Source organism: Rossellomorea aquimaris (assembly GCF_001877785.1).
Classification (GTDB): Bacteria; Bacillota; Bacilli; order Bacillales; family Bacillaceae_B; genus Rossellomorea; species Rossellomorea aquimaris_A.
Genome location: NZ_MINN01000074.1, coordinates 214,478 through 239,585 on the forward strand (window position 1 = coordinate 214,478; position 25,108 = coordinate 239,585).

Here is a 25,108-nt window from a genome sequence, read left to right on the forward strand (position 1 = left end):
GTAAAAGAGCTTATGAAAACACCGCCCTGTTCTGACATGAGTTTAAGCAACTATTTATGGAATGACAAACCGGATGAAAACAAGTGGGCAGACTGCGTCCACTGCGGGATGTGCCTGGAATCATGCCCAACGTATGAACTGACGGGACAGGAACAGCATTCCCCCCGGGGGCGTGTACACCTGATTAAGTCGGTGGCAGAAGGGAAGCTTGAAGTGAATGAGCAGTTCATGGACCCCGTATATGCATGCCTCGACTGCCGTGCCTGTACGACCGCCTGTCCCGCCGATGTCGATGTGGGAGGATTGATTGAGGAAGCGCGGGGACAAATCCGCCAGGCGATGCCGCTTAAGGGATGGAAAGGGATGGTCAGCAAAACATTCCTCGAAGGATTGTTCCCGCACCCGAACCGCTTGAATGCACTCGGGGGCGTGCTGAAATTTTACCAAAAGAGCGGCGCGCAGACGCTTGTAAGGAAGACGGGCCTCATCAACGTGATGCCCAGGCATCTGGTAGAGATGGAAGCGATCATGCCCGAAATCAAACAATCTGTACGGCAAAAATATAAGAACCAGAAGGTCATCAAAGCGAATGGCGAAACGAAGCACGAGGTTTCCATACTGACGGGCTGTGTGATGGATGTGATGTTCGGGGAAATCAATGACTCGACGATCAATGTCCTGACCAGAAACGGGAACGATGTGGTGATTCCGGAAAATCAAACGTGCTGCGGCGCGCTTCATGTTCACTCGGGAGACAGGGAGATGGGCAGGAAGCTTGCCAAACAGAATATCGAAGCGTTCAAGGATAGTGACAAGGTGATTGTGAACGCAGCGGGTTGCGGCTGCATGATGAAGGATTATCCGGAACTCTTTCATGAAGACCCGGAATGGAGGGCAGAGGCTGAGGAGTTTTCCGCAAAAGTTAAAGACATTTCCAAATATCTTCATGATACAGGCTATGAAAGGCCCAAAGCGGAACTGAAAACACGGATTACGTATCATGATGCCTGTCATTTGGCGCATGGGCAGGGTGTACGCCAGGAGCCGCGCGATCTTCTCCTCAAGATCCCTGGAGTCGAAATGGTCCATATGCCGAATGCTGACCGTTGCTGCGGAAGTGCCGGCATATACAATATCACAAACCCTGAAATGGCAGGTGCAGTGCTTGAGAACAAAATGCAGAATGTCCCAGAGGATGTCGAAATGATATCGATGGGGAATCCAGGCTGTATGCTGCAAATGGCAATGGGAGTCAAGAAGTACGGTAAAAACCAACAAGTCGTCCATACCGTACAGCTCCTTGACTGGGCGTATCAAAAAGAGGATGAAGAAAGGGGGAGGGCATGATGGCACTGAAAAAGCTAAAGACTGCAGATCCTCATATCAAAGGTCTCGCGGCTCTTGTCAACGGACCGAACAGTATCCTGTATCATAAGGAGGATCTGATCGCCTATGATTGCGACGGCTTCACCCTCCATAAGCATCTGCCAAAAGCAGTCGTATTCCCTAAGGATACGGAGGAAGTGGCTAAACTTGTAACCTATTGCTCCGATAACGGACTTCCATTTTTGGCCAGGGGCGCAGGCACCGGTCTGTCCGGCGGCGCAATCCCTATTAACGGGGAAGTAATCATCAGCCTCGTCCGGATGAAGCGGCTTTTAAGTGTCGATTTAGAAAACCGGCGTGCAGTCGTCGAGCCGGGATTCGTGAATCTGAAGCTGACTAACTCTATTTCAGATAAAGGCTATTATTACGCCCCTGACCCGTCAAGCCAATACTGCTGTACGATCGGGGGAAATGTCGCCGAGAATGCCGGCGGGGCACACTGTTTGAAATACGGTGTCACAACCAACCATATTCTCGGATTGGAGGTCGTGCTGCCGAACGGAGACATAATCGAGATCAGCCCGAGCGGAATCCCCGATGCCCCTGGCTATGATCTGCTCGGCCTTCTGACAGGCTCTGAAGGGACGCTCGGAATCGTCACGAAGATCACCGTGCGCATCCTGAAAAATCCCGAAGCGAAACAAACGGTGCTCGCCTATTTTGACCGCGTGGAAGATGGAAGCCAGGCCGTTTCCGATATCATCTCGAAAGGCATCGTCCCTGCAGCCCTGGAAATGATGGACAAAATCGCGATTGAAGGAGTCGAGGCAGCTGCTTTCCCTGTGGGACATCCAAAGGATATCGAAGCCTTGCTTCTGATCGAGGTGGACGGGATATCGGCCGGAATCGAAGAGCAGATCAATCAAATATTGGATGTGTGCAGAAAAAGGAACGTCCGGGGAGTTAAAGTCGCCCGGGATGAGCTTGAAAGAGGCAGATGGTGGGCCAACCGGAAGACAGGCTTCGGTGCGATGGGAGCCATCTCCCCCGACTATCTGGTCCAGGACGGTGTGATACCGAGAAGCCGGCTTCCTGAAGTGTTAAAGAGAATAAACGAAATCAGTGCTGAATACGGGCTGCGGATAGCGAATATTTTCCACGCGGGGGACGGGAACCTGCATCCGCTCGTCCTCTTTGATGCACGGATCCCCGGCGAAACAGAAAAAGCATTGAAAGCAGGGAGCGAATGCTTGAAGGCATGTGCCGACGCAGGCGGATCCATTACGGGAGAACACGGTGTAGGCATTGAGAAGAAAGAAGAAATGCGCTTCGTCTTCAATGACGATGAAATCATTGCCCAGAGCAATATACGTGAAGTCTTCAACCCTCGCAATCTACTGAATGCCGGCAAACTGTTCCCGAGCCCAGGCCGTTGCGTGGAGATTAAGAAAGAGTTGAAGTCCCAGCAGGAAGTGATTGGGTCATAGATCGATAGGAACTGCGGTCTGGTCTATGTATATATGAAAAAATCTGAACAAAGCGAATATGCTTATTCCAGCAAGCATGATGAAAATACTGAATTATTAGAAAAATGATTGAATGGTGAACGTAAAGATGGTATCATCATTATAACATTTACGAAACAGCGTTTCTTAATAAGAAACTACAAATGATTTTAATAATAGCTTATATAAGTTATTGCACGTAAACCACCAGCATCAATACAGCGCCCTGAGCCAAAATAGGAGGAATCATTAATGAGTAATTATGTCAATGCAGGATCCTTGCAGGTAGATCAACAGTTGTATGAGTTTATCAATGCTGAAGTCCTTCCCGGTACAGGACTTGACAGTGAAGCTTTCTGGCCGGAATTCGGTGAGCTCATTCAAGATCTCACACCTAAAAATAAATCGCTGCTGGCCCGCCGTGATGAAATCCAGGATAAACTTCACGAGTGGCATAAAGAGAACAAAGAATTCGATTTCGCCAGCTATAAAACGTTCCTAGAAGAAATCGGCTATCTCGAGACGGAAGTGGGCGACTTCAATGTGACAACTGAAAGCGTTGACGATGAAGTGGCGCTCCTGGCCGGGCCTCAGCTGGTCGTACCCGTGAATAATGCACGGTATGCCATCAACGCTGCCAACGCGCGGTGGGGAAGCCTGTATGATGCCCTTTATGGGACCGACGCGATCGGTGAAGAAGACGGTTCCGGCCGTCAAGGCGCGTACAATCCGGTCCGGGGCGAGAAGGTCATAGACTTTGGAAGGAACTTTTTGGATCAGGCCGTGCCTTTGAAAGACGCCTCCCACAAACATGCGTTGAAGTATGAAATCGCTGACGGCAGATTAGCCGTGACGCTACTAAATGGAAAAACAGCAGGATTAGAGGACGAAAGCAAGTTTGCCGGCTATCAGGGGGAAGCTGAGAGCCCCTCATCAGTCCTTTTGAAAAATAACCGCCTCCATATTGAAATCCAATTTGACGAGAAGCACCCGATCGGGGCGTCGGATGATGCAAATGTAAAGGATATTGTCCTTGAATCAGCGATTACGACAATCATGGACTGCGAAGACTCTGTGGCGGCAGTCGACGCCGAGGACAAGGTACTTGTTTACAGGAACTGGCTGGGCCTCATGAAAGGGGATCTCGCAGCGGTATTTGATAAAGCAGGCAAGACGATGACTCGTACACTGAACTCTGACCGGACGTATAAGACCCCCGCCGGGAAAGATCTCACCCTGTCCGGACGTTCTCTGATGTTCGTCCGTAATGTCGGACACCTTATGACGAACAGCGCCGTCCTGGATCAGGACGGCCGGGAAGTGCATGAAGGGATCCTTGATACAGTTATTACGAGTTTAATAGCAAAGCATACGCTGCGCGGGACGGGAAGCTACCAAAATACTGCAAAGGGATCGGTCTATATTGTAAAACCAAAAATGCATGGCTCCGAGGAAGTCGCTTTTGCTAATGAACTTTTTGACAGGGTGGAGGATCTGCTTGACTTGGACCGTAACACGCTGAAGATAGGGGTCATGGATGAAGAACGCAGGACCACCCTTAACCTGAAGAACTGCATCAGCACGGTAAAGGAAAGAATCGTGTTCATCAACACTGGATTCCTCGATCGTACGGGGGATGAAATGCATACTTCGATGGAAGCGGGCCCGATGATCAGAAAGAACGATATGAAGGCCACGAAATGGCTCAAGGGTTATGAACAATCGAACGTCCAGACAGGACTTGCGGCAGGATTCCAGGGTCGTGCTCAAATCGGCAAGGGGATGTGGGCGATGCCTGATATGATGGCCGAAATGATGGTGCAGAAAATCGGCCATCTCAAAGCTGGGGCCAATACGGCATGGGTGCCGTCGCCAACGGCTGCGACGCTCCACGCACTTCATTATCATGAAGTGTTCGTGCAGGATGTCCAGGATGAGCTGGCGAAAGAAGCTTCTGACCTGCGCGATGATATTTTGACAATACCTGTTGCGGAATCTCCAGATTGGTCCGCTGAGGAAATTCAGCAGGAACTCGATAACAATGCGCAGGGAATCCTTGGATATGTCGTTCGCTGGGTGGAACATGGAGTGGGCTGCTCGAAGGTGCCCGATATCAACAATGTCGGCTTGATGGAAGACCGCGCCACGCTGCGCATCTCCAGTCAGCACATGGCCAACTGGCTGCACCACGGCATCTGCACCGAGGAACAAGTGATGGAAACGTTGAAGCGGATGGCAAAGGTCGTTGACGAGCAAAATGCAGGCGACCCTGACTACCGCCCGATGACCGCAGATTACAATCAATCTGTCGCTTTCCAAGCCACCTGCGACCTTGTCTTCAAAGGGTACGAACAGCCAAACGGCTATACCGAACCGATCCTCCACCGGAGACGGATCGAAGCGAAAGAGAAGTATGGGGTAAAGCAGTAATAGGAAATGTAATGGGGCATTCTTCTTGAATGCCCTGTTTTGCAAGATGGACCGGGAATTTCTAAGCTGCGATACTATTTGTTGGTTTCGCGGAGTCTTTTCGTTTACATAGAGGCGAATTCGATTATATCTTTGTGACTCCGATTATAGAAGGAAAGTTTTAATAATAGTTTGTAAGGATTCGATAATAAAAAGTGGATTTTCAATAATAAATTCAATTTTTTTGATAATAAATCTTCATTTTTCGATAATAAGCTCTCTCTGATTGCTTACCAGCTAGACTATTACAGCTGTTTTTAGGTAAGAAAAGTGACCAATGACGTTAAAACCTTGGAAAAGTAATTCATTATGAATAAAAATAGCGAAAATCTCTTCTTTTTGTAAAAATAAACCTTATTTTTCAAAAAGAATCACCGAAAGGAGAACTTACTATGAAATTCATTCGATTCCAAAAGGGGAATGCAGTATCCCACGGAGTACTCGATGGCAGCACCATCAAACAAATCAAGGGAGATATCTTCTCAGCATGGGAATATACAGGCAGAGTCCATGAAGCAGCCGAGGTGAAGCTTCTAGCTCCGCTAGAGCCCAATCAGATCATCGGCATCGGCGCAAACTTCGTATCAAAGCAGGAAGACCTGCCGGATTCTTTACCTGAGATCCCGGTGTTTTTCTTCAAGCCGGCTTCATCGGTTGTCGGTCCGGAAGAGAACATCGAGATACCCGAAACCATCGATTCTGTGAAGTTCGAATCTGAACTCGCCGTCGTCATCGGGAAGGAAGCAAGGAATGTTCCGGAGGAGGAGATCCTCGATTATGTGTTCGGCTATACGATCGGGAACGATGTCACCGCACCCCAATTCTTTCATGAGTCCGGGCACTGGACGATCGGGAAGTCATTTGACACATTCACGCCGCTCGGACCGGTGATTGAAACCGAGCTGGATCCTTTCAACGTGTATGTGGAAGCGAGGTTGAACGGGGAAGAAAAGCAGAACAGTCCGACTTCACTGATGATCGTGCCGATCCGGGAGATGCTTTCCTATCTGACGAAGGTGATGACCTTGAAGCCTGGGGATGTCATTTTAACGGGAAGTCCCATCGGTGCTGAAATGGTCGGGGCAGGGGACGTGATCGAATGTGAGATCAAGGAGATCGGGACGCTGAAGAATACGTTCCTGGCTGTCGGTCACGGCATCGGGGTATCGTAAGCGTCCGTACCGATTGTGATATAATGGAAAGCAAGACGTTTTGTCATCAGGGGTGAAGAGTGTGGAAAGAGAGAATATGGTCAAATCCGTGAGCCGGGCACTGGACATCATCCAGCTTATCAGCATGAAAAAGGGCGGCATGGGCGTGACGGAAATTGCAAATCAGATAGACATCAACAAAAGCTCCGTTTACCGGATTTTATCTACGCTTGTACAGTATGGATTCATTGAACAGGACGAGACTACAGGCCGCTATAAGCTCGGGTATAAATTCCTGGAGGTCAGCTCCAGGCTCTTGGAATCGATCGATTTGCGGGAAGAAGCAAAGCCTTTCCTGCAAGAGCTTGAAAATGAAACGAATGAAGTCATCCACTTGGTTGTGTATGATCAGGGTGAAGTGGTCTACATCGAAAAGCTTGAAGGCAATGAAGTGCTCAGAATGCATTCAAAGGTGGGAAAGAGGGCGCCAATGCACTGTACCTCAGTCGGGAAAGCGATCCTTGCCCATCTGCCGACGAATGATGTCATCGATATCCTGGATCGTAAAGGCATGCCAATGCATACCGATCAGACAATCACGGATAAAGATCGATTCCTGAAAGAATTGATCTGGGTGAAACAGAAGGGCTATGCCCTGGATCTTGAAGAAAACGAGTACGGGATCACCTGTATCGCTGCACCCATCTTTGATCACCTGGAGAAGGTGGTAGCGGCCGTCAGCATCTCTGGTCCGACAATGCGTATGTCCGGTCAGCGGATGGAAGAATTGAAAGAGCGGGTGCCTGAAATCGCCAAGCGTATTTCAGCACGGCTCGGGCATGTCCATCATAATCAAATCATATAAGCAAAGGCCCTATCTTTCCATCAATGGAAAAATAGGGCCTTTTTATTTAAAAATTATAAATTTTCTAAAAAATTGTTGTAACGGGACATAATGTATGTATAATTTTAGTTAGGGTTCAGTAATGTTATATAACACAAACTGAAATGGTTGTATAACAGTGTTGCTTAATATGTAGTTCGTCAGAAACGGTGTTTGGTATTACAAAACGGAAAGGGGAAACGTTTCATGAGTACTGGTGTGTTGGCAATCTTATCTTTATTACCCATCCTGGCAGTCGGAATATTCCTGGTAGGTCTTAGATGGCCGGCAAGTAAAGCAATGCCCATTTCATACATAATTGCAGTAGGGCTTGCTTTATTTGTCTGGAAAGTTCCGGGAGCCAATGTTGCGGCAGCCTCAGTGAACGGGCTGGTTGTTGCAGGAACTTTGCTTTTCATCATCTTTGGGGCGATCCTGTTATTGAACACACTGCAGGAGAGCGGGGGAATCAAGACGATCCGTCAAGGTTTTACGGACATTTCAGCTGACAGAAGAGTCCAGGTTATCATCATCGCCTGGCTGTTCGGGTCTTTCATTGAAGGTTCGGCTGGATTCGGGACGCCTGCAGCAGTGGCAGTGCCGTTATTGGTGGGTCTTGGATTCCCGGCGATGGCAGCTGTTGTTGCCGGCATGGTGATTCAGAGTACACCGGTTTCATTCGGGGCAGTCGGTACGCCGATTCTTGTCGGTGTCCAGTCGGGTTTATCGGCCGATTCCGGAATCACGACCGATTTCCTTGCTTTTGTGACGGATATCGGTACGAAAGTGGCACTCCTCCATATGGTGACGGGTACACTGGTCCCGTTATTTGTCGTTGCACTGATGACAAGATTCTTCGGGAAAAATAAATCCTTCTCTGAAGGAATCAAAGTGTGGAAATTCGCATTGTTCGCAGCTTTTTCAATGACGGTTCCCTATCTGATCGTCGCCAATGTGCTTGGACCTGAATTCCCGTCCATGATCGGCGGGCTTGTCGGGCTTGCAATCGTGATCACTGCTGCTAAGAAAGGATTCCTGATGCCGCCGAAAGAAGAGGCATGGGATTTCGAAGAAAAGTCCAAATGGGATTCAGAGTGGAGCGGCAGACTGGAAATCAAAGATATCGCACATAAAAGCGGAAGCATGAGCATGGTCCGTGCATGGGCACCTTATATCCTGGTCGGCCTGTTTTTAGTATTGACAAGATTGAAATCGCTTCCATTATTGGAGTGGTTCCAATCCTGGACGGTCACGTTCCCAAATCTATTCGGGACGGACATCAGCTCCAGCTTCCAGCCGCTGTATTTACCGGGCACGATTTTCATTGCCGTGTCTGTGATCACTTACTTCCTTCATGGAATGAACGGAAGAGCATACAAGCGGGCCTGGGCACAATCGGGGAAAACGATGATTGCTGCCTCGACTGCCCTCGTCTTCACTGTCCCGATGGTTCAGGTGTTCCTGAACACCGGGGGAGGAGCGGCCGGCTTTGAAAAGATGCCGATCGAACTCGCGAACGGAGTCGCGGCGATTGCAGGTGATTACTGGCCGTTCTTCTCTACTTTCATCGGAGGGATAGGTGCCTTCATCGCAGGCAGCAACACTGTAAGTAACATGATGTTCTCCCTATTCCAATACAATGTCGGGTCGCAGATGGGTGTTGACGCAAGCTGGATCGTAGCCCTGCAGGCAGTCGGAGGAGCTGCAGGCAATATGATCTGCGTCCATAACGTTGTGGCGGCTTCAGCCGTGGTCGGTTTAGTAGGGAAAGAAGGGGCAGTCATTCGAAAAACGCTGCTTCCATTTGCATACTATGCACTGTTTGCAGGCTCCCTCGGGTATTCAATCGTATGGTACTCTCAGAAAGGAATCTTCAATCTCGGCAGTTTCATCGTTGTACTCATTGCGATGGCAGCGATCTACGTTATCGCAACCAACAACAAGCGTACCAGTCTTCTCGTCACCAAGAACATAATCGGTCCGAAAGTAAAACAGGGTTAACAGACAAGCCATACCCGGTGACAATACGAATAGAGAGATTAATCCGCCGGCCGGTATAACGGTCGGTGTTTTTTTCGTACAGCATTGCCTGCCTCATTGCATTTCCCGGAGGACATTAACCCTTTGAGACAATGGGCCGGTCTTCGAACCTGCAGTCGGGTAGCAGACTCCCCGTCTTATTAAAAGACTTACATTTGGTTTTATTATCTACTAAACTGAAATAAATCTCCCCTGAGGATATTGAAAGGAAAGTGATGATGTATGCCGAATAATTTTAAAATAGAGAAACCGAAAATACAATCTAATCTCGAACCTGCCCGATTCGAGGATGTCTATTACGATGAAGACCCGATGTTGAAGGACTGCGAAATCAAGCATGCATTTGTAGAAGGGGAAGAACTGGAAAAACTCGACCTTACGAGGGTATCGTTAAAAGGTGTGAGGCTTTTAAACTCTTCTTTCAGAAGGGCCGATGTCACGGATACTGTGTTTGAAAACTGTGATTTGTCCAATACCCGTTTTGAAGAAGGAATCATACACAGGGTCCATTTCAAGGAATGCAAGCTGCTTGGACTTGATTTATCCCAGGCTAACCTGAAGAATGTCACGTTTGAAAATTGCATCCTGAATATCAGCAGCTTTATTGATGCAAAAGTAAAGCAGGTCCTTTTTGAAAAGTCCACTTTGCACAGTGCTAATTTCTTTGACTGTCGTTTAGAAGATGTAACATTTGATCAGTGTGATTTAAATGACATCGATTTTACCGTGACTAATCTGAAAGGGATTGATATCAGCTCGAGCTTCTTCGAAAGAATTCGGGTGGAAGCAGAAAATCTCAGGGGCTGCATCGTTTCACCCCAGCAGGCAGTTTCGTTCGCGCCGGTTTTCGGTCTGAAGATCAGGGAATAGAACTTCAGGGGCAGCTATACTCGCCGCGTAGTAAAATGAAATCATACATACTCAACCAAGGAGGGAAATGAATTTGTTTCAACTGGTGAATGAAGTAAGGGAGAAGAACCCGCTTGTACATAATATTACGAATGTGGTGGTTACAAATTTCACAGCGAACGGGCTTCTGGCAATCGGAGCTTCTCCGGTTATGGCCTATGCCAGGGAAGAAACTGCGAATATGGCAAGGATTTCAGGAGCGCTCGTACTGAACATCGGCACTCTGTCGGAGACCGAAGTGGAGTCGATGATTCTGGCAGGGAAAGCGGCAAACGAAAAAGGGATCCCGGTTGTATTCGATCCTGTCGGAGCCGGTGCCACACCGTTCCGCACAGAGATGTCCAGTAAAATTTTGAAGGAAGTCAAGATATCTATTATTAGGGGTAATGCAGCCGAGGTTGCCGTCATTACAGGTGAAAAGTGGGAAATTAAAGGAGTCGATGCCGGGTCAGGGGATGGAAGCATCGTTGAACTTGCTAAAAAAGCTGCTGGCCTATTCGGGTGCACCGTGGTGATTACGGGCAAGGATGATGTCATCACCGATGGAGTAACAACCCATATTGTGGAAAACGGTCATGAATTGTTAACCAAGGTTACCGGTACCGGCTGCCTGTTATCATCTGTTATCGCAGCATTTGCTGCGCTCGAAAAAGATAGTGTGGAAGCTGCGGGAACTGCCGTTTCAGCCTACGGGATTGCGGCCGAGAAGGCGGCAGCAACGACGGCAGATAAAGGCCCGGGCAGCTTTCAAATCGAATTTCTCGACCAGCTTTCAAAGATTAGTAAAGAAGACGAAGCATTTGCTAAGATTAAAACCACCAAAGAGTAAAGGCAGGGATGAACATTGACTATAAGTAAAGCACTTACGATAGCGGGATCGGACAGCGGAGGCGGGGCCGGCATCCAGGCGGACCTGAAGACGTTTCAGGAACTCGGCGCATACGGCATGTCAGCCATCACCGCTGTAACAGCTCAAAATACGCTGGGCGTCCATGGTGTATACCCTGTAAACATTGAAGGGATCGTACAACAGATTGACGCAATAGGGGACGACCTGGGAACGGACGCACTCAAAACAGGCATGCTTTTTTCCGGTGAGGTAATTGAAGCGGTGAGTGAGCGTATTCATCATTACGGCTGGGATAATATTGTCGTTGATCCTGTTATGATTGCAAAAGGCGGGGCAAAGCTACTCCAGGATGAAGCGGTCCGTGCCCTCAAGGAAAAACTGATACCGCTGACATCGGTGATTACGCCGAATATTCCGGAAGCAGAAGTATTGACGGAAATGAAAATCACTTCCTTGAATGACCGGAAAGAGGCTGCAAAACACCTGATGGACATGGGTGCTAAAGCTGTCGTCATCAAAGGAGGTCACGCAGATGACAAAGAAGTCATTGACTTATTCTTCGATGGGACAACTTGCGAAGAGCTTGTTTCGCCCCGCATCGAAACCCTTCATACACACGGGACCGGCTGCACGTTTTCTGCAGCAATTACGGCACAGCTTGCAATTGGCATGACGATGAGGGATGCGGTCCTGACTGCGAAAGAATTCATCCGTGCTGCAATAGAGGACGAGATTGGGATCGGCGCGGGACATGGCCCGACAAACCATTGGGCTTACAATAAAAGGGGTGAGAAATAGTGGATATTCATCGAAATAAATCTTCGATTGAAGAGCTTCTTCAGCTTTACTTCATCATGGGGAGCACAAACTCCATAGCAGACCCTGTCCATGTCCTCGAGCAGGCGATCGAAGGAGGCATCACCCTCTATCAATATAGGGAAAAAGGTCCGAGTGCCCTGGAAGGACTTGAAAAGACCAAACTGGCCGAAAAACTTTTCCGAGTCTGCAAAGATGCAGACATCCCCTTTATCGTGAATGACGATGTAGATCTGGCACTCGAGTTGGATGCAGACGGAATCCATGTCGGTCAGGAGGATCTGGCTGCAGACTTTGTGCGTGAAAAGGCCGGTGATAAGATTGTAGGTGTATCGACACATACCATTGATGAAGCTGAGAAAGCCATTGAAGACGGTGCCGATTACCTTGGTCTCGGGCCGATTTACCCGACGATTTCAAAAGATGATGCTCGGGCTGTCAGCGGACTGACAATCATTGAAAACTTCCGTAAAAACGGGATAATCGTACCGATTGTTGGAATTGGAGGCATCAATGCTAAAAACGCCAGGGCTGTCATTCAGGCTGGCGCGAACGGAGTCTCTTTGATATCAGCCATAGCAGCGGCTGCTGATGTGAAAAAAGCCGCAATGGATTTAAAGAAAGCAGTCATATAGGGTGAGAAAAGACCTTCATCGCTCTAAGGCGGTGAAGGCCTTTTTCATACTTATTTAAAGATACGGTCCAGGAAAATCCTGATCCGTTTATTGGCTTCCATTTCATTTTTCTTCTTGGAAAACCCATGCCCTTCATCTTCAAAAAGAAGATACTCTGCGTCTATTCCTTTCTCTTTCATTCTTTCCGCCATTCTCTCAGATTCTACCGTTTTGACCCGTGGATCGTTTTTTCCGTGAACAATGAACATTGGTTTATTCATCTGCTCCACATATGTAATCGGGGATGCAGCGACAAGTTTATCAAAGTCCTCTTCTGGATTTCCTACCATCTGATTCATGAGTGTCCGCCAGCTCGCAGGGGCATTCTCCACGAAAGTAAAAAGGTTGGAAATACCGAAAATATCAATGACACCGCATAAATAATCACCATGTCTTCCAGCAAGGAGCAGACTCAAATATCCGCCGTAACTGCCGCCCATAACAGCGATTTTCCCTTTATTGGCATGGCCGTTTTCAATCAGCCACTCCATTCCGGCAACACAGTCATGTCTTGGACCGCCGCCCCAATCCTTTTCCACCATCTTTTGGAATGTTGCACCGTACCCTGTGCTGCCCCTGAAATTCGGGGCGAAAATGGTGTATCCGCTTTGTACAAGATATTGAATAAGAGGACGGTATTTCATCCTTTCAGCTTGTTGAGGGCCTCCGTGCAGCCAGAGGATTGTCCCTTTCTCAACAAGATCCTGGTCAGGCTTAAAAAGGAGCGCTTCAATCGATAGACCATCATAAGAAGGGTAACGGATCACTTCAGGCTTGATCATGTTTCGCTCATTAATCCCTAATGCTTTGTTATTTGTAAGCATAATCCACTCGCCGTTTACTTCCCGTTTAAAAATATTATCAATTTGGTGTGATGAAATGCCGAGAGCATACAATGTCCCGCTTGAGTACGACTCGATTTTTTTCAGAATATCACAAGGTAAATCAATCGTTGCCAGATCACCGGTTGTGGTCTCGAATTGATAAAGGTGGTCCTTCACACCTTTTTCACTTGCTAAATAAAAGGTGCTCCCATTCGATGTAAACATTTTTATTTCTTCATCTTTAAACTTCAATATTTGCCGGAATTCATTTGTTGATAGAGTGAAAGATGCCAGATAAGAGAATTCTTCCTGATAGTTTGTCAGGAAATAAACTGTGTCCTCATCTGCAAACCGTACGTCCCTGATTATATGTGGAAAGGATGGGTCCGGGACGAGTGGAATTTTTTTATCATCAGCTTGATAGAAACATGCTGCGTGTGTATTTGTATAGGTTTCAATGAAAATATAGTCAGAGCCATTTGGAGAAACGGCTGCCACAACAATAGGTGCTTCCTTTCCGGATTCAAGGAGTTCTTTTCTATTGGTTTTCAAGTTGAATCTATAAATATTCAACAAAGGATTTTCATGATTAGAAGAGTAGTATATTTCATGATTGAAGGTACACGCATTATAGCAGACTGACCTGTTCTCTTCCTTGTCGAAAGGAACAGGCTTTCCTCCTGAAAGCGGCAGATGATGCAGCTGGTAATTTTCATCTCCATCATGTTCAAACGCAGCCGTAATCAGATGTTCATCTTCATGGATGTGAATAAAACTGCTGTTCTGATTGATTGCTGTCAGCTGATAGGGAAAGTTATTTGGCAAATCCATTGCCCATAGATTAAATTCACCTTTCAGATTGGTACTGAACACCAATTTCTTTTCATCCCTACTAACACTGAATGTGCCGATCTCGACCGTGTGGAAGTACTGTTCTACTTCGGGCTTTTGTAAAAGAATAAGACATTCCCCCATACTTCAGACTATAACCATATTATTCCACTTACTGTACTCACATTCAATCATAAGTTTTCGCGAGCCTTAACTCTTCACAGGTTCCCATCCCAACCTTGTTAAATCCCTGAAAAAAAGGTTGCATTCACCCTTCAATTTTTATAAAGTATTAAGTTAGACAGTATGTACAAGGAGGTCCAGGATTTGCCTACTACCAACGAAGAAATGGTTGTTACTATACATGGATTAGATAAAAAGGGATCAGGTCAGGCTGAGGTTTGGCGTGAGAATGAACTCGGGAATCCAAAGAAATTAAGATTGATGATTCCACAGACGCTTCCGGGGGAAAAAGTGCGGGTTACCGTTGATCATCCCGAGAAAAAAAGACGAAAAGCGATGCCGGATGAAATCGTCGAGGCTCATCCAGAACGGACTAATGCACCGTGTCCGCATTTTGAACGCTGCGGAGGCTGCGTATGGCAGCACTGGACGTATGAAGGCCAGCTCAAAGAAAAAACGAATCATGTAAGGCAAGCAATCGAAGCTGAGGGCTTCGACCATTCTCTTGTCCGTCCCACAATCGGAATGGAAGAACCGTGGCGTTACCGGAATAAAATGGAATTCACCTTTGCTCCTGACGGTTCAATGGGTTTGCATGAGCAGGGGAATTTCCGTAAGGTCATCAAGCTTGAAACATGCTTGATTGCAAGTGAGCAGATGGTGGAAGCTGCGATGGAAGTGGCCGACTGGGTACAGGATCACGGTCTGGAAGGGTACAATAAGGATACTCATGAAGGACTGCTCCGACATTTGATGGTCCGTCAATCATTTGCAACCGGAGAGCTGATGCTTGCAGTATTTTCTACAAAAGGGCCAGAAGGTGAACTGCAGGCTGCAGTGGACGACTTAAAAGCACGTGTGGAGAGGAAGTTCCCTCATGTGAAAAGTCTGCTGTGGATGGAAAACACAGACTGGGCGGACAGGACCCAGGCTGAGAAAATTCACCTGCTTGACGGCCGCGATTATATCAACGATGAAATGGATGGGTACCGCTTCCGTCTATGGTTCGATACTTTCTTCCAGACGAATCCGGTGCAGGCACAGAAACTCGTCGACTTAGCGGTCGAAATGAGCAAACCGAAGAAGACAGATAAGATGATCGACCTGTTCTGCGGTGTCGGTACATTCTCCCTGCCGTTTGCAAGCAGGGTGGAAGAGCTTGCCGGCATTGAAATCGTCGAAAGTTCAATCGAGTCCGCCAAACGCAATGCCGAGGATAACGGGATCACCAACACCTACTTCCTGGCGAAAGATGCCCGAAAAGGAATTGACCAGGTGCTTGAAAGTTTCGGTCATCCACAATTATTGATGCTCGATCCGCCTCGTTCTGGTGCAGGCGGTAAAGTCATGAGGAGAATCGGGCGTTCACAGCCTGAAAGAATCGTTTATGTCTCTTGCAACCCGGACACATTCGCGACTGATATCAAAGAACTTGAACCATTCGGTTACACGCTTGATGCAGTTCAGCCGGTGGATCTATTTCCGCATACAGTTCATGTAGAATGCGTCGCTACATTGACATTGAATAAATAATATAAGGCCCTTTCCAGACTGAGCTCTCACTTTAAAGCATTCTGGGAAGGGCCATATTTTTATGGGATTCAATAAGATCTTGAAAAGTTCTGGAAAAATATTCTTGACTTAAATGTAGGCAACGGAATATAGTTTAATTAAACACTGGTCAACAAAAAGGAAGAGGTACAAAATGGCACCCAGAAAAGCAGTAAAACATGAACTCACAAAAGAGATGGTAATGAAAGCGGCCAGAGAGCTTTTCCGGACAAAAGGATATCAGCAGGTATCGATGAGGCAGATTGCAGCGGCACTGGGGTACAGTCACGGCTCGATTTATTACCATTTTAAAAACAAAGCAGAACTATTTTATGCCATGATCGAAACGGATTTTAAACTTCTGGATCAGTGGCTGGATGAAGTGATGAATCAGGAATTGGATACAGATAGTAAATTGAGGGAGGTCCTGCTGGCATTCATCCGCTTCGGTTTGAGCCACAAAAGCCAGTATGAAATGATGTTCCTGCTTGCTGATGAAGAAGTCAAAAGCTATGTGAACAAAGGACCAAATGAATCTTATGAAAAATTTGCACGGTCGCTTATCGAGCTAAGCAGGAGAAAGATAACCATCCAGCAGACATGGTCGGTTTTCCTATCGCTGCACGGTTTTGTCAGTCATTACTGCCGTTGTGATGAATCATATGAAGAAGTGGAGAATCTGGCACATTTTCATGTGAATTTTATCCTGAAATCCATCGGATAAAATTTTTTGAGGTTATTTGACCATCGGTTAATTAAAGGGGGGAATTAAGATGAAAAAGGCAATGGTAATCGGGGCATCCGGAGGAATGGGGTACGCTCTCGTCAATGAGTTGGTCAACCGGGGGATACAAGTGGTAGCATTTGCACGGGGAAAAGAAAAGTTAGACAAATTGTTTGGCACAATAGACCGCATTGAAATTCACTCTGGGAACGCGGAAGTGAAAGAGCATCTTATCGAGGCAGGAAAGGGATGTGATGTCATTTTCCATGCAATGAACATTCCATATCAGGATTGGAAAGATAAGTTAGCGGTCATCATGGAAAACGTGATCATGGCAGCGAAAAAAATAACGCCAAGCTTGCGGTGGTGGATAATATTTATTCTTATGGAAAAAGTGGAGGCAATAAACTGACGGAGAATACAGTGAAAAATCCTCATACGCAAAAAGGAAAGCTGCGATTGGAAATGGAAAACATGATTAAGAAATCATCTGTTTCGGCATTCATTTGTCATTTTCCCGACTTCTATGGTCCTAACGCCGCCAATACATATATCCACTATACATTGTAACAAATCTTAAAAAAGAAAAAAGCAGGATTTGTTGGCCCGAGAAATGTATCACGAGAATTCATTTATACAAAGGACGGTGCAAAAGTTATGGTGCAACTGGCATGCAGCCCGGAAGCATACGGACATAGCTGGAATATTCCTGCCGTTGCACCAATAACCGGACATGATCTGGAGAAGCTTCTGAAGAAACAACTCGGTGAAGAGAAACAACTCTATTTCATCACAAAACCGATGTTCGCGATATTCGCTTTGTTCGCAGGAAAAGTCATGCGCGAAGCACTCGAGATGCAATATATAAACTCTGAACCTACCATTCTTTCAGGTGAAAAAATAGAAATGTTCTTGGGTGAACTGAAAGGGACTTCCTATGAAAAAGGAATAGAGGAAACGATTGCGTTCATGAAGTCTTAGAAAGCATAGAAGGACAGTTTTGGGGGTTTTGGGAGTGTCCAGGGTATTTATCTGTTGAATCATTCCGGAAGGATTCTTCTTCTCATATGTCGAACTATAATATAAAGTTCATAGTGGGATTTTTAAGAAATATCATTGAGTAGAAGACTTCTACTGCAGGGGGGAATCTATATTGAAGCAGGCACTGCTAGTCATTGATGCTCAGCAGGAATTAATTGAGGGGAACGAAAAGGAACAACCAGTGGTTGAGAAAGATAAACTGATTAAGGCGATCAATCTCGTCATCGGAAAGGCAGTAGAGGCGGGTGTTATTTTAGTCTTCATCAGGGACAGGGATGTCGCCGAAGGCAAGGGAGCCGGTTTTCAGGTGCACAGCGGAATCGAGGTTCCTGAAGGTGCTGTTACCTTTGACAAGTCTGCGACCAATTCTTTTTATGACACACCGCTTCTGAGCTATTTAAAAGAGAATGAAGTTGACCATGTGGTGGTGATGGGATGTCAAACAGAGCATTGCATTGATACAGCCGTTAGGTACGCAACAGTCAGCGGAATGGACGTGACCCTGGTGGAGGATGGTCATTCCACAAAGGATTCATCCGTCTTAAGCGGTGAACAGATCATCAAGCATCATAATAAAGCACTGCATGGTCACTATAACGTTGACCATTTCTCTGTTGTAAGACATTCAAATGAAGATGTATTTAATCCTAATCATGATGGTTTCAGAAAAGAATATGGAATGTGAAAGGTGTCTGTCCCTCACTGTGTTGATATGGTAACACAGCCGGGGGAGGTCGCCTTTTTTTTATGTTCTCAACTGGACAAAAAATCACGCATACACTAATCAAGTAAGAGAGGATGACACACTAGGATGCACCCTTCCGTTTTGTGCCCAAACAACGGATGAAGCTCCTTTATTTACAACAGAAGCCTATGTAATGCCGAAAAAAGATTAAAGAGGTTAGTCTGGAAAACTACCGGGGAAAATGGATGATCCTGTTTTTTTATGGAAGTGATTTTACCTTCATCTGACCGACAGAACTGGCAGCGGTCGCTGCTATCTATGAACAACTGAAATTACTTAATACTGAGGTACTTGCTATTAGTACCGACAGCATATACTCCCATAAAGTGTTTACAGAGGTTTCTCCTTCAGCTTCACAAGTGATGTTTCCACTTTTAAGTGATCGGACACATCATATCAGTAAGTCTTATCGGGTTCTTAATGAAAAAACAGGGGCTCCTTTGAGAGCAACCATCATAATGAATCCAGAAGGAATGATTGTTACTAAATTCGTTAATCCCTTGGAAATCGGTCGAAATGTCTACGAAATTTTAAGGATAATAGAGGGTATGCAGTATAACCGAAGGACCGGTAAAGGTGTGCCTGCCAATTGGGTACCGGGTCAACCTGGCATCATTAAAGATCCAAAAAACATCGGCAAGATATAAAAAAATGCCTGCCAGCACAGGGAGAATAGATATGCACCCTGGGGGCAGGCAAGACTTATCACGGCTTGGGACGGGCATCGATTCACAGAACCAATGATCAATGCAGCTTCTCAGCTTCCCGCGCGATTTCATTGAAGTGACTCTTCTGAAACCCGAAACTGTTCTAAATCTCTCCATTTTGATCGATGATATGAAAACATGTGGAATGGATGACCTGGTCAGATGATTCAGGTTTTTGGATGAGTGTCTGGAATTTCTTCACTCGCAAACGTCTCAATTGCCGACTATGTATAGCCTGATACCAGGTGCCAGTTCATTTCATTTTCATTAAATTCCTTCATTCAGCAGAAATGTGCTGACTAATTGGTGCATCTGCTCTTCATCATCAATGATTGTCATGCTCATCAGTGCATGACCTCCTATTATTCCTTTTTACTACTATCGGTCATTATTATACAATAGATTTGTGAAAAATTTGCGAGTTGCATGTTCAGTGCATACTCAGAGCAGGAAAAATGAAAAAGACTTCATTTTTCTTTCACAATTATCTATTAAACTGAAGATAAGGGAAGAAATTCCCCAAATGACAATCAGACTTGGTTTTCTATGAAAAAGTGCAGGGGGAGAATATTATGAGGAAATCTATCATGCTAATAATCATGCTTGTTATGATGTTATTTTTATCAGCATGTTCTCAAAATGACAATGAGGTTAAATCAGTAAAAGAAGATAAGCTGCCTCAACAAGTAGAGGCAGCTATTAAAGCACCGGAAGAAGTGCCTCTCAATGAAGAGACAGTTCTGGAAGTAAAAGTGACACAGGGCAAGGAAGCAGTTGATGACGCAGAAGAAGTGAAATTTGAGGTGTGGAAAGGGAGCAATAAAGACGATAGTAAAATGTTCGAGGGGGAATATGTAAAAGAGGGTACATACAAGATCAAGACTTCATTCAACGAAGACGGCATCTACTATGTCCAAACCCATGTGACTGCAAGAGACATGCATGTCATGCCCATCCGTCATATCCTTGCAGGGGATGTGCCGGAAGAAGAGCTGAAGGCACTCGAGGAGTCTCTTGACCATGATCTCGATGAGGATGGTCATCAGCATTAGTTCTCTATCGTTTGAAAAAACAAAAGCTTCAATGGTTCCGGCAGCGGAATCATTGAAGCTTTTTTCAATTTTTGCATCGAGGCCCTTCCCGTCCGTACAGTGGTTAAGTGTCCCGCAACAAGCGAATGTTCGGGAAGGGCAAAACCCATTATACTACGTTTAACGCTTAATCGCAAAGCAAAGAACTAATCCTGTAACAATCCTTTTTTTCGCAGGTGATATTCAATTTCTTTGAAATTATCCACATGGATGCAAGGTACCGATTGCTTTTTCAGTAGATCTTGAAGCTGGGCAAAGGCGAATGTTTCATCTGCTATTTTGGCAGGATGGGAGTCCGGTTCACTGTCGCCCGCAAAATAGACGAGGTCATATTCTTTCTTTAAGTCTGCGATGACTTTAGACTTATCGATTCCATAACGTTCTGAATAGTGAGGGTGACTGCTCTCAAGGTGCAGGTGCACATTATTATCTTTATAATACCCTTCATTAGAAAACACTTTTACTCCTTTTACCCCGTAATGGTTAAGGAGGTGATGAATGTAATAATTGGTCCCTGCACTTAAAATGTAAAAATCCCCGTTGTTGTTTTGTACATTTTTAATAAATGCTGGAACGTATTCATCAATTTCGATTGCTTTGATATCCTCAAGAATTATATCTTCTTCCTGGTTGATGGAGCTGAAAACAGAAGCTAAAAAATCTATATCTTTGACTTCTTCGGATTTCCACTTATTATACAGATTATTACCTTCATTGAAATACTTATCAATGACGATTTGATAAAAGTCTTTCTTTGTAATCGTTCCGTCAAAGTCAGAGACAAATGCCCATTTCTTCATGTTGAACCCTCCTGAAAATGCTGACCTTCATTTTAACATGTTACAAGTATGTTAACCATTCTCCCACAATTTTCTGTTCATCGTGTAAAATGAATAGTATTCTGAAAACTGGAGTGAGCCATGTGAAAAAGAAGCAGCTGAAACTGAGTACGATGATCATCCTTTTTGTATGTACCGTAGTTCTTCTCTCGCTGGTATTGACTGATTTGCTTATTTCAAGAACGATTAATGAAAACATTGAATCTTCCATCGAGGAAAAAGCAAAAATCGTTGCCAGGACGGCTGCCCATTCAACCATCGTAAAGAATGGATTGGATGATGTCACTAAAGAAGGGGAAATACAAGATTACACCCGGGATATCCAAAGATCGGCCGAAGTGTTATTTGTGGTAGTGATAGATATGAATGGGATACGGAAGTCGCACCCCAACGAGGAGCAGATAGGCAGGCACTTTGTCGGCGGTGATGAAAAAGAGGTATTGAAAGGAAAAGAAAGTCTGTCAAGGTCAGTAGGAACATTGGGCAAATCCGTAAGGGCATTTTCTCCGATTTATAATGAGAACAACCAGCAGATAGGCGCAGTGGCTGTCGGTATTTCATTAAACAGCGTGAGAGAAGCCCTGGATCAAAGCCATAAAAATATCTTGACCGGCTCCATCATCGGCATCATCGTCGGCATCATCGGTGCCTTCATTATTGCAAGGTACATAAAGAAAATATTATTCGGACTGGAGCCTGGTTCAATTGCAAAACTACTGGAGGAACGGAACACGATGCTGCAATCGGTCCATGAAGGTGTGGTAGCAGTCAATAAAGATACGACAATATCATTAGTGAACAAATCGGCATTAGGGGTTTTCACCAAGGCAGGTCTTGACGACAATCCAGTCGGTCAGCCCATCAATGAAGTCATACCACAATCGAGACTGGAAGCGGTGATTGAAACAGGAAAACCTGAACTGGATGAAGAGCAGATGATCAATGGAGTCTCCATTCTCGTAAACCGTGTTCCATTAAAGGTGAATGGGGAAGTGGTCGGTGCAATTTCCACCTTTCGGGACAAAACAGAAGTGAACCAACTGGCTGAACAGCTGACAGGGGTAAAGTCATATGCAGAAGCACTGAGGGCCCAATCTCATGAATTCATGAACAAATTGCACGTCATCCTTGGTCTGGTGAAAATGGAGGATTATGCGAGATTAAAGCAATACATTAAAGAACTGGTATCGATCAATATGGATGAAGTGAGCGCCATATCTTCCAATATTAAAGATGCCGTTCTGGCAGGGTTCATCATGGGGAAGCTCAGCTATGCACGGGAAAATGGTGTCGAGTTAACAATTGACTGCCACAGTGTCATTCCGGAAGCAAAGAACCCCGGGGTGACTCATCATTTGATCACTGTCATCGGGAATCTGTTGGATAATGGCATTGAAGCAACATCTGAATGTGCAGAACGAGAGGTGCTGATGGAAGTAACCTATGAAGATGATATTCTTGAATTGATCGTAACGGATTCAGGTAAAGGAATCAGGGAAGAGATCCTAGATGACATTTTCAGGAAAGGGTTTTCGTCAAAAGGTGAAGGAAGGGGTTACGGTCTCTTCCTGGTAAAAGAGAGTCTTGATCAACTTGGCGGGACCTTGCATGTTGAATCGAAAGAAGGATCAGGGACGAACATTTTCGTCCGGATTTCGTTTGGGGGGAAATAAATTGATCAACGTGTTAATTGTAGAAGACGACCCTATGGTGGCCAACTTCAATCAAACGTATTTACAAGACATAGAAGGTTTTGAATTAATGGGTGTTTCATGTTCTATTAAAAATGCAAAAGACATGCTTAAACGGTTCAAGATCGACCTTATACTATTGGACGTCTTTATGCCCGGAGAGCAAACAGGAATGGATCTCCTTGAAGAAATACGGTTAGAACAATATGAAGCTGATGTCATACTCATCACGGCTGCCGCTGAAGTAGAAAACATACAAACCGCCCTTCGGCTGGGGGTTGTCGACTACTTGATAAAACCCTTTGAATTTGAACGGTTTAAGAACGCATTGACATCTTACCGGCATACAAAACAATCACTTCAGCAACAGGAGACCATCGGACAGGATGAGCTTGATCTGTTATTAAATAAAAAGATGCACCAGGCAAATGAGGGGGAAAGCCTGCCAAAAGGGTTGACGAGCAGTACTCTTTCAGCAATCTATGAGGAGATCCGGGGATTTGCGGAAGAGTCATTTTCTACTGATGATCTAGCAGAAAACATGAGCATATCCCGGGTATCAATCAGGAAATACCTTAAATTCCTGACTGATATCGGTGTAGTCGATGAAAGCCTGATTTACGGAATCGGAAGGCCGGTGTATCAATATAAGTTAAATAAATTTAAATGTGCAAGAATTAAAAACTACCTTTAGCAGTCGTCCCCTCGGCTGCTTTTTTTAATTTCAAAAGTCAATCAATAGTTTCAAAACCTATGAAATCAGTAAGCGTTTTCATAAAGTTGATAAATAGCATGTACTAATTTTCCCGACACAATTTATGGTTCAGTGGGGGAAATGATGAGGGAATATGATTCATAAAAAACATTCATTATCAAACTTGGACAGGGGGATGCAAAGATTGGGACAAGTAAATTCAGCACTTGCGGTTAAGGAAGAAAAAGGAGAAGAGGGAAAGGTCTTATTGACAAACGAGCGGTGGCTGCAAATTTTCAATATACCTATTTTATGGTTTTTGGTTTTCGCAGGAATCACACTAGTAAGCTTATATACCGGGAATCTCCCGGGAGGAATGATCGGGACCCTTCTTGTCATGATGGTTCTCGGTGAACTGCTGGGGTGGGCGGGTGATCGTACTCCAGTTGTCAAGACATTCCTGGGAGGAGGCGCAATCATTGCAATTTTTGGTTCAGCGTTTATGGTATACGCAGGATTACTTCCAGAAGAGACAGTCACTTCGATGACAGACTTTATGAAATCAGGAGGATTCCTGAATTTCTATATTGCCGCATTGATTACAGGAAGCATTTTAGGGATGAACTCAAAAGTGCTTGTGAAAGTAGGACTGAGATATTTCCTTCCGATTTTCGGAGCTGTGGCCGGAGCTGTGCTCATTGCCGGGTTGCTTGGATCTCTTGTCGGCTTCACTCTGCAAGAAGCCATACTGGTCATTACGATGCCGATCATGGGCGGAGGAATGGGGGCAGGGGCTGTTCCGATGAGTCAAATCTACTCTGAAATGATGGGGAATGAGCCAAGCTACTATATTTCGATGCTTGTGCCTGCTCTTGCGTTAGGAAATGTATTTGCCATCATACTGGCGTCCGTACTTGATATGATTGGGAAGAAAGTTCCTTCCTTAAGCGGGAACGGTCAATTGATGAAAGGCTTCACATATGAGAAAACAAAACAAAAGTACAATGTGGAAAAGATGGGCGTCGGTTTATTGGCGGCTTTGACATTTTTTGCAGTCGGCACATTGCTTGGCACAGTTCTTCCGCTTCATCCTTATGCCATCATGATCATTCTCGTGGCGGCTGCGAAGATTACCAATATCATCCCTCAAAATGTGGTGGAAGGCGCAAGTCAGTGGTATCAGTTTGTGGCAAGCAATTGGACGTTTGCCTTATTGTTTGGAATCGGTGTGGCCTATACTGACTTGAATACGGTTCTTGAAGCATTGACTCTTCAGTATATTTTAACGGTTTTCGGAGTGGTGCTCGGAGCGATCATCGGCGCAGCGATCCTGGGAAAACTGGTTGGCTTTTATCCGATAGAATCAGCGATTACGGCAGGACTTTGCATGGCAAATATGGGGGGGACGGGAGATGTCGCGGTTTTATCCGCTTCGAAGAGAATGGAACTTATGCCATTTGCTCAAATCTCATCCCGCCTGGGCGGTGCACTGATACTATTATTGGCAGGTCTGATCATACCTCTCTTGTAAAATCATGTTAAACTTAAACGAAGGCTTGACTCT

21 protein-coding genes and 1 pseudogene are annotated in these 25,108 nt (G+C 45.6%); 20 read left to right on the forward strand and 2 right to left on the reverse strand.

Annotated elements, in window-relative coordinates:
* Window positions 1-12: 12 nt before the first annotated feature.
* From BHE18_RS04930 to thiE, 10 genes are all read left to right on the forward strand, one after another.
* Window positions 13-1,347, forward strand: a complete 1,335-nt coding sequence (locus BHE18_RS04930) for a (Fe-S)-binding protein (RefSeq protein ID WP_440480381.1) — start codon at window positions 13-15, stop codon at window positions 1,345-1,347.
* Complete coding sequence (locus tag BHE18_RS04935; protein WP_141771833.1) at window positions 1,347-2,813, forward strand: FAD-linked oxidase C-terminal domain-containing protein; 1,467 nt, start codon at window positions 1,347-1,349, stop codon at window positions 2,811-2,813. Before BHE18_RS04930 ends, BHE18_RS04935 begins: the two co-directional genes overlap by 1 nt.
* A 270-nt stretch (window positions 2,814-3,083) precedes the next feature.
* Window positions 3,084-5,261: a malate synthase G gene (locus BHE18_RS04940; RefSeq protein WP_071617512.1), complete on the forward strand. Its 2,178-nt coding sequence runs from the start codon at window positions 3,084-3,086 to the stop codon at window positions 5,259-5,261.
* 431 nt (window positions 5,262-5,692) lie between these two features.
* Window positions 5,693-6,472, forward strand: coding sequence for a fumarylacetoacetate hydrolase family protein (locus BHE18_RS04945; protein WP_071617513.1), 780 nt, complete (start codon window positions 5,693-5,695; stop codon window positions 6,470-6,472).
* A gap of 61 nt (window positions 6,473-6,533) precedes the next feature.
* Entirely contained in the window at window positions 6,534-7,316 is a 783-nt protein-coding gene (locus BHE18_RS04950; RefSeq protein ID WP_071617514.1) for an IclR family transcriptional regulator, read from the forward strand.
* A 225-nt stretch (window positions 7,317-7,541) separates the two neighbouring features.
* Entirely contained in the window at window positions 7,542-9,335 is a 1,794-nt protein-coding gene (locus tag BHE18_RS04955; RefSeq protein ID WP_071617515.1) for an L-lactate permease, read from the forward strand.
* Between the two features lie 261 nt (window positions 9,336-9,596).
* The gene (locus BHE18_RS04960) at window positions 9,597-10,244 is read left to right on the forward strand and encodes a pentapeptide repeat-containing protein (RefSeq protein WP_071617516.1); all 648 of its coding nucleotides are present in this window, start codon (window positions 9,597-9,599) and stop codon (window positions 10,242-10,244) included.
* A gap of 67 nt (window positions 10,245-10,311) precedes the next feature.
* Window positions 10,312-11,112: a hydroxyethylthiazole kinase gene (thiM, locus tag BHE18_RS04965; RefSeq protein ID WP_071617517.1), complete on the forward strand. Its 801-nt coding sequence runs from the start codon at window positions 10,312-10,314 to the stop codon at window positions 11,110-11,112.
* A 15-nt stretch (window positions 11,113-11,127) separates the two neighbouring features.
* On the forward strand, window positions 11,128-11,931 hold the full coding sequence (gene thiD / locus BHE18_RS04970; RefSeq protein WP_071617518.1) for a bifunctional hydroxymethylpyrimidine kinase/phosphomethylpyrimidine kinase: 804 nt from the start codon (window positions 11,128-11,130) through the stop codon (window positions 11,929-11,931).
* Window positions 11,931-12,584 carry a thiamine phosphate synthase gene (thiE, locus tag BHE18_RS04975; protein WP_328585869.1) on the forward strand — a complete coding sequence of 218 codons (654 nt, stop codon included), beginning with the start codon at window positions 11,931-11,933 and terminating at the stop codon, window positions 12,582-12,584. The genes thiD and thiE overlap by 1 nt, the downstream gene beginning before the upstream one ends.
* Window positions 12,585-12,634: 50 nt before the next feature.
* Here the strand turns inward: thiE and BHE18_RS04980 are convergent, their stop codons facing one another.
* Window positions 12,635-14,320 carry an alpha/beta hydrolase family protein gene (locus tag BHE18_RS04980; RefSeq protein ID WP_235860270.1) on the reverse strand — a complete coding sequence of 562 codons (1,686 nt, stop codon included), beginning with the start codon at window positions 14,318-14,320 and terminating at the stop codon, window positions 12,635-12,637.
* Window positions 14,321-14,626: 306 nt separating this feature from the next.
* Between BHE18_RS04980 and rlmD the strand changes: the two genes are divergently transcribed.
* From rlmD to BHE18_RS05015, 7 genes and pseudogenes are all read left to right on the forward strand, one after another.
* Window positions 14,627-15,994 carry a 23S rRNA (uracil(1939)-C(5))-methyltransferase RlmD gene (gene rlmD / locus BHE18_RS04985; RefSeq protein ID WP_141771835.1) on the forward strand — a complete coding sequence of 456 codons (1,368 nt, stop codon included), beginning with the start codon at window positions 14,627-14,629 and terminating at the stop codon, window positions 15,992-15,994.
* Window positions 15,995-16,166: 172 nt separating this feature from the next.
* A complete protein-coding gene (locus tag BHE18_RS04990) occupies window positions 16,167-16,736 on the forward strand; it encodes a TetR/AcrR family transcriptional regulator (RefSeq protein ID WP_071617521.1) in 570 nt (189 codons plus the stop codon).
* A 49-nt stretch (window positions 16,737-16,785) separates the two neighbouring features.
* Window positions 16,786-17,148 (forward strand): SDR family NAD(P)-dependent oxidoreductase, encoded by a 363-nt coding sequence (locus BHE18_RS23560; protein ID WP_235860251.1) that lies wholly within the window; start codon window positions 16,786-16,788, stop codon window positions 17,146-17,148.
* Window positions 17,149-17,393: 245 nt separating this feature from the next.
* A complete protein-coding gene (locus BHE18_RS23565) occupies window positions 17,394-17,717 on the forward strand; it encodes a hypothetical protein (RefSeq protein WP_235860252.1) in 324 nt (107 codons plus the stop codon).
* 172 nt (window positions 17,718-17,889) lie between these two features.
* Window positions 17,890-18,462, forward strand: a complete 573-nt coding sequence (locus tag BHE18_RS05000) for an isochorismatase family protein (protein ID WP_071617522.1) — start codon at window positions 17,890-17,892, stop codon at window positions 18,460-18,462.
* Between the two features lie 127 nt (window positions 18,463-18,589).
* Window positions 18,590-19,169 (forward strand): annotated as a pseudogene (locus tag BHE18_RS05010) (peroxiredoxin); the annotation flags it as partial.
* Window positions 19,170-19,801: 632 nt separating this feature from the next.
* Window positions 19,802-20,281 (forward strand): FixH family protein, encoded by a 480-nt coding sequence (locus BHE18_RS05015; RefSeq protein ID WP_071617524.1) that lies wholly within the window; start codon window positions 19,802-19,804, stop codon window positions 20,279-20,281.
* A 185-nt stretch (window positions 20,282-20,466) separates the two neighbouring features.
* On the opposite strand, the gene BHE18_RS05020 is transcribed toward BHE18_RS05015, so the two are convergent.
* Window positions 20,467-21,120 carry an MtnX-like HAD-IB family phosphatase gene (locus tag BHE18_RS05020; protein ID WP_071617525.1) on the reverse strand — a complete coding sequence of 218 codons (654 nt, stop codon included), beginning with the start codon at window positions 21,118-21,120 and terminating at the stop codon, window positions 20,467-20,469.
* A 122-nt stretch (window positions 21,121-21,242) separates the two neighbouring features.
* Here BHE18_RS05020 and dcuS point away from each other — a divergent pair, with 122 nt between their 5' ends.
* From dcuS to BHE18_RS05035, 3 genes are all read left to right on the forward strand, one after another.
* Window positions 21,243-22,832 (forward strand): DcuS/MalK family sensor histidine kinase, encoded by a 1,590-nt coding sequence (gene dcuS, locus BHE18_RS05025; RefSeq protein WP_071617526.1) that lies wholly within the window; start codon window positions 21,243-21,245, stop codon window positions 22,830-22,832.
* Between the two features lies 1 nt (window position 22,833).
* Complete coding sequence (locus BHE18_RS05030; protein ID WP_071617527.1) at window positions 22,834-23,544, forward strand: response regulator; 711 nt, start codon at window positions 22,834-22,836, stop codon at window positions 23,542-23,544.
* 268 nt (window positions 23,545-23,812) lie between these two features.
* Entirely contained in the window at window positions 23,813-25,075 is a 1,263-nt protein-coding gene (locus BHE18_RS05035; protein WP_071618239.1) for a 2-hydroxycarboxylate transporter family protein, read from the forward strand.
* The last annotated feature ends 33 nt before the right edge of the window (window positions 25,076-25,108 follow it).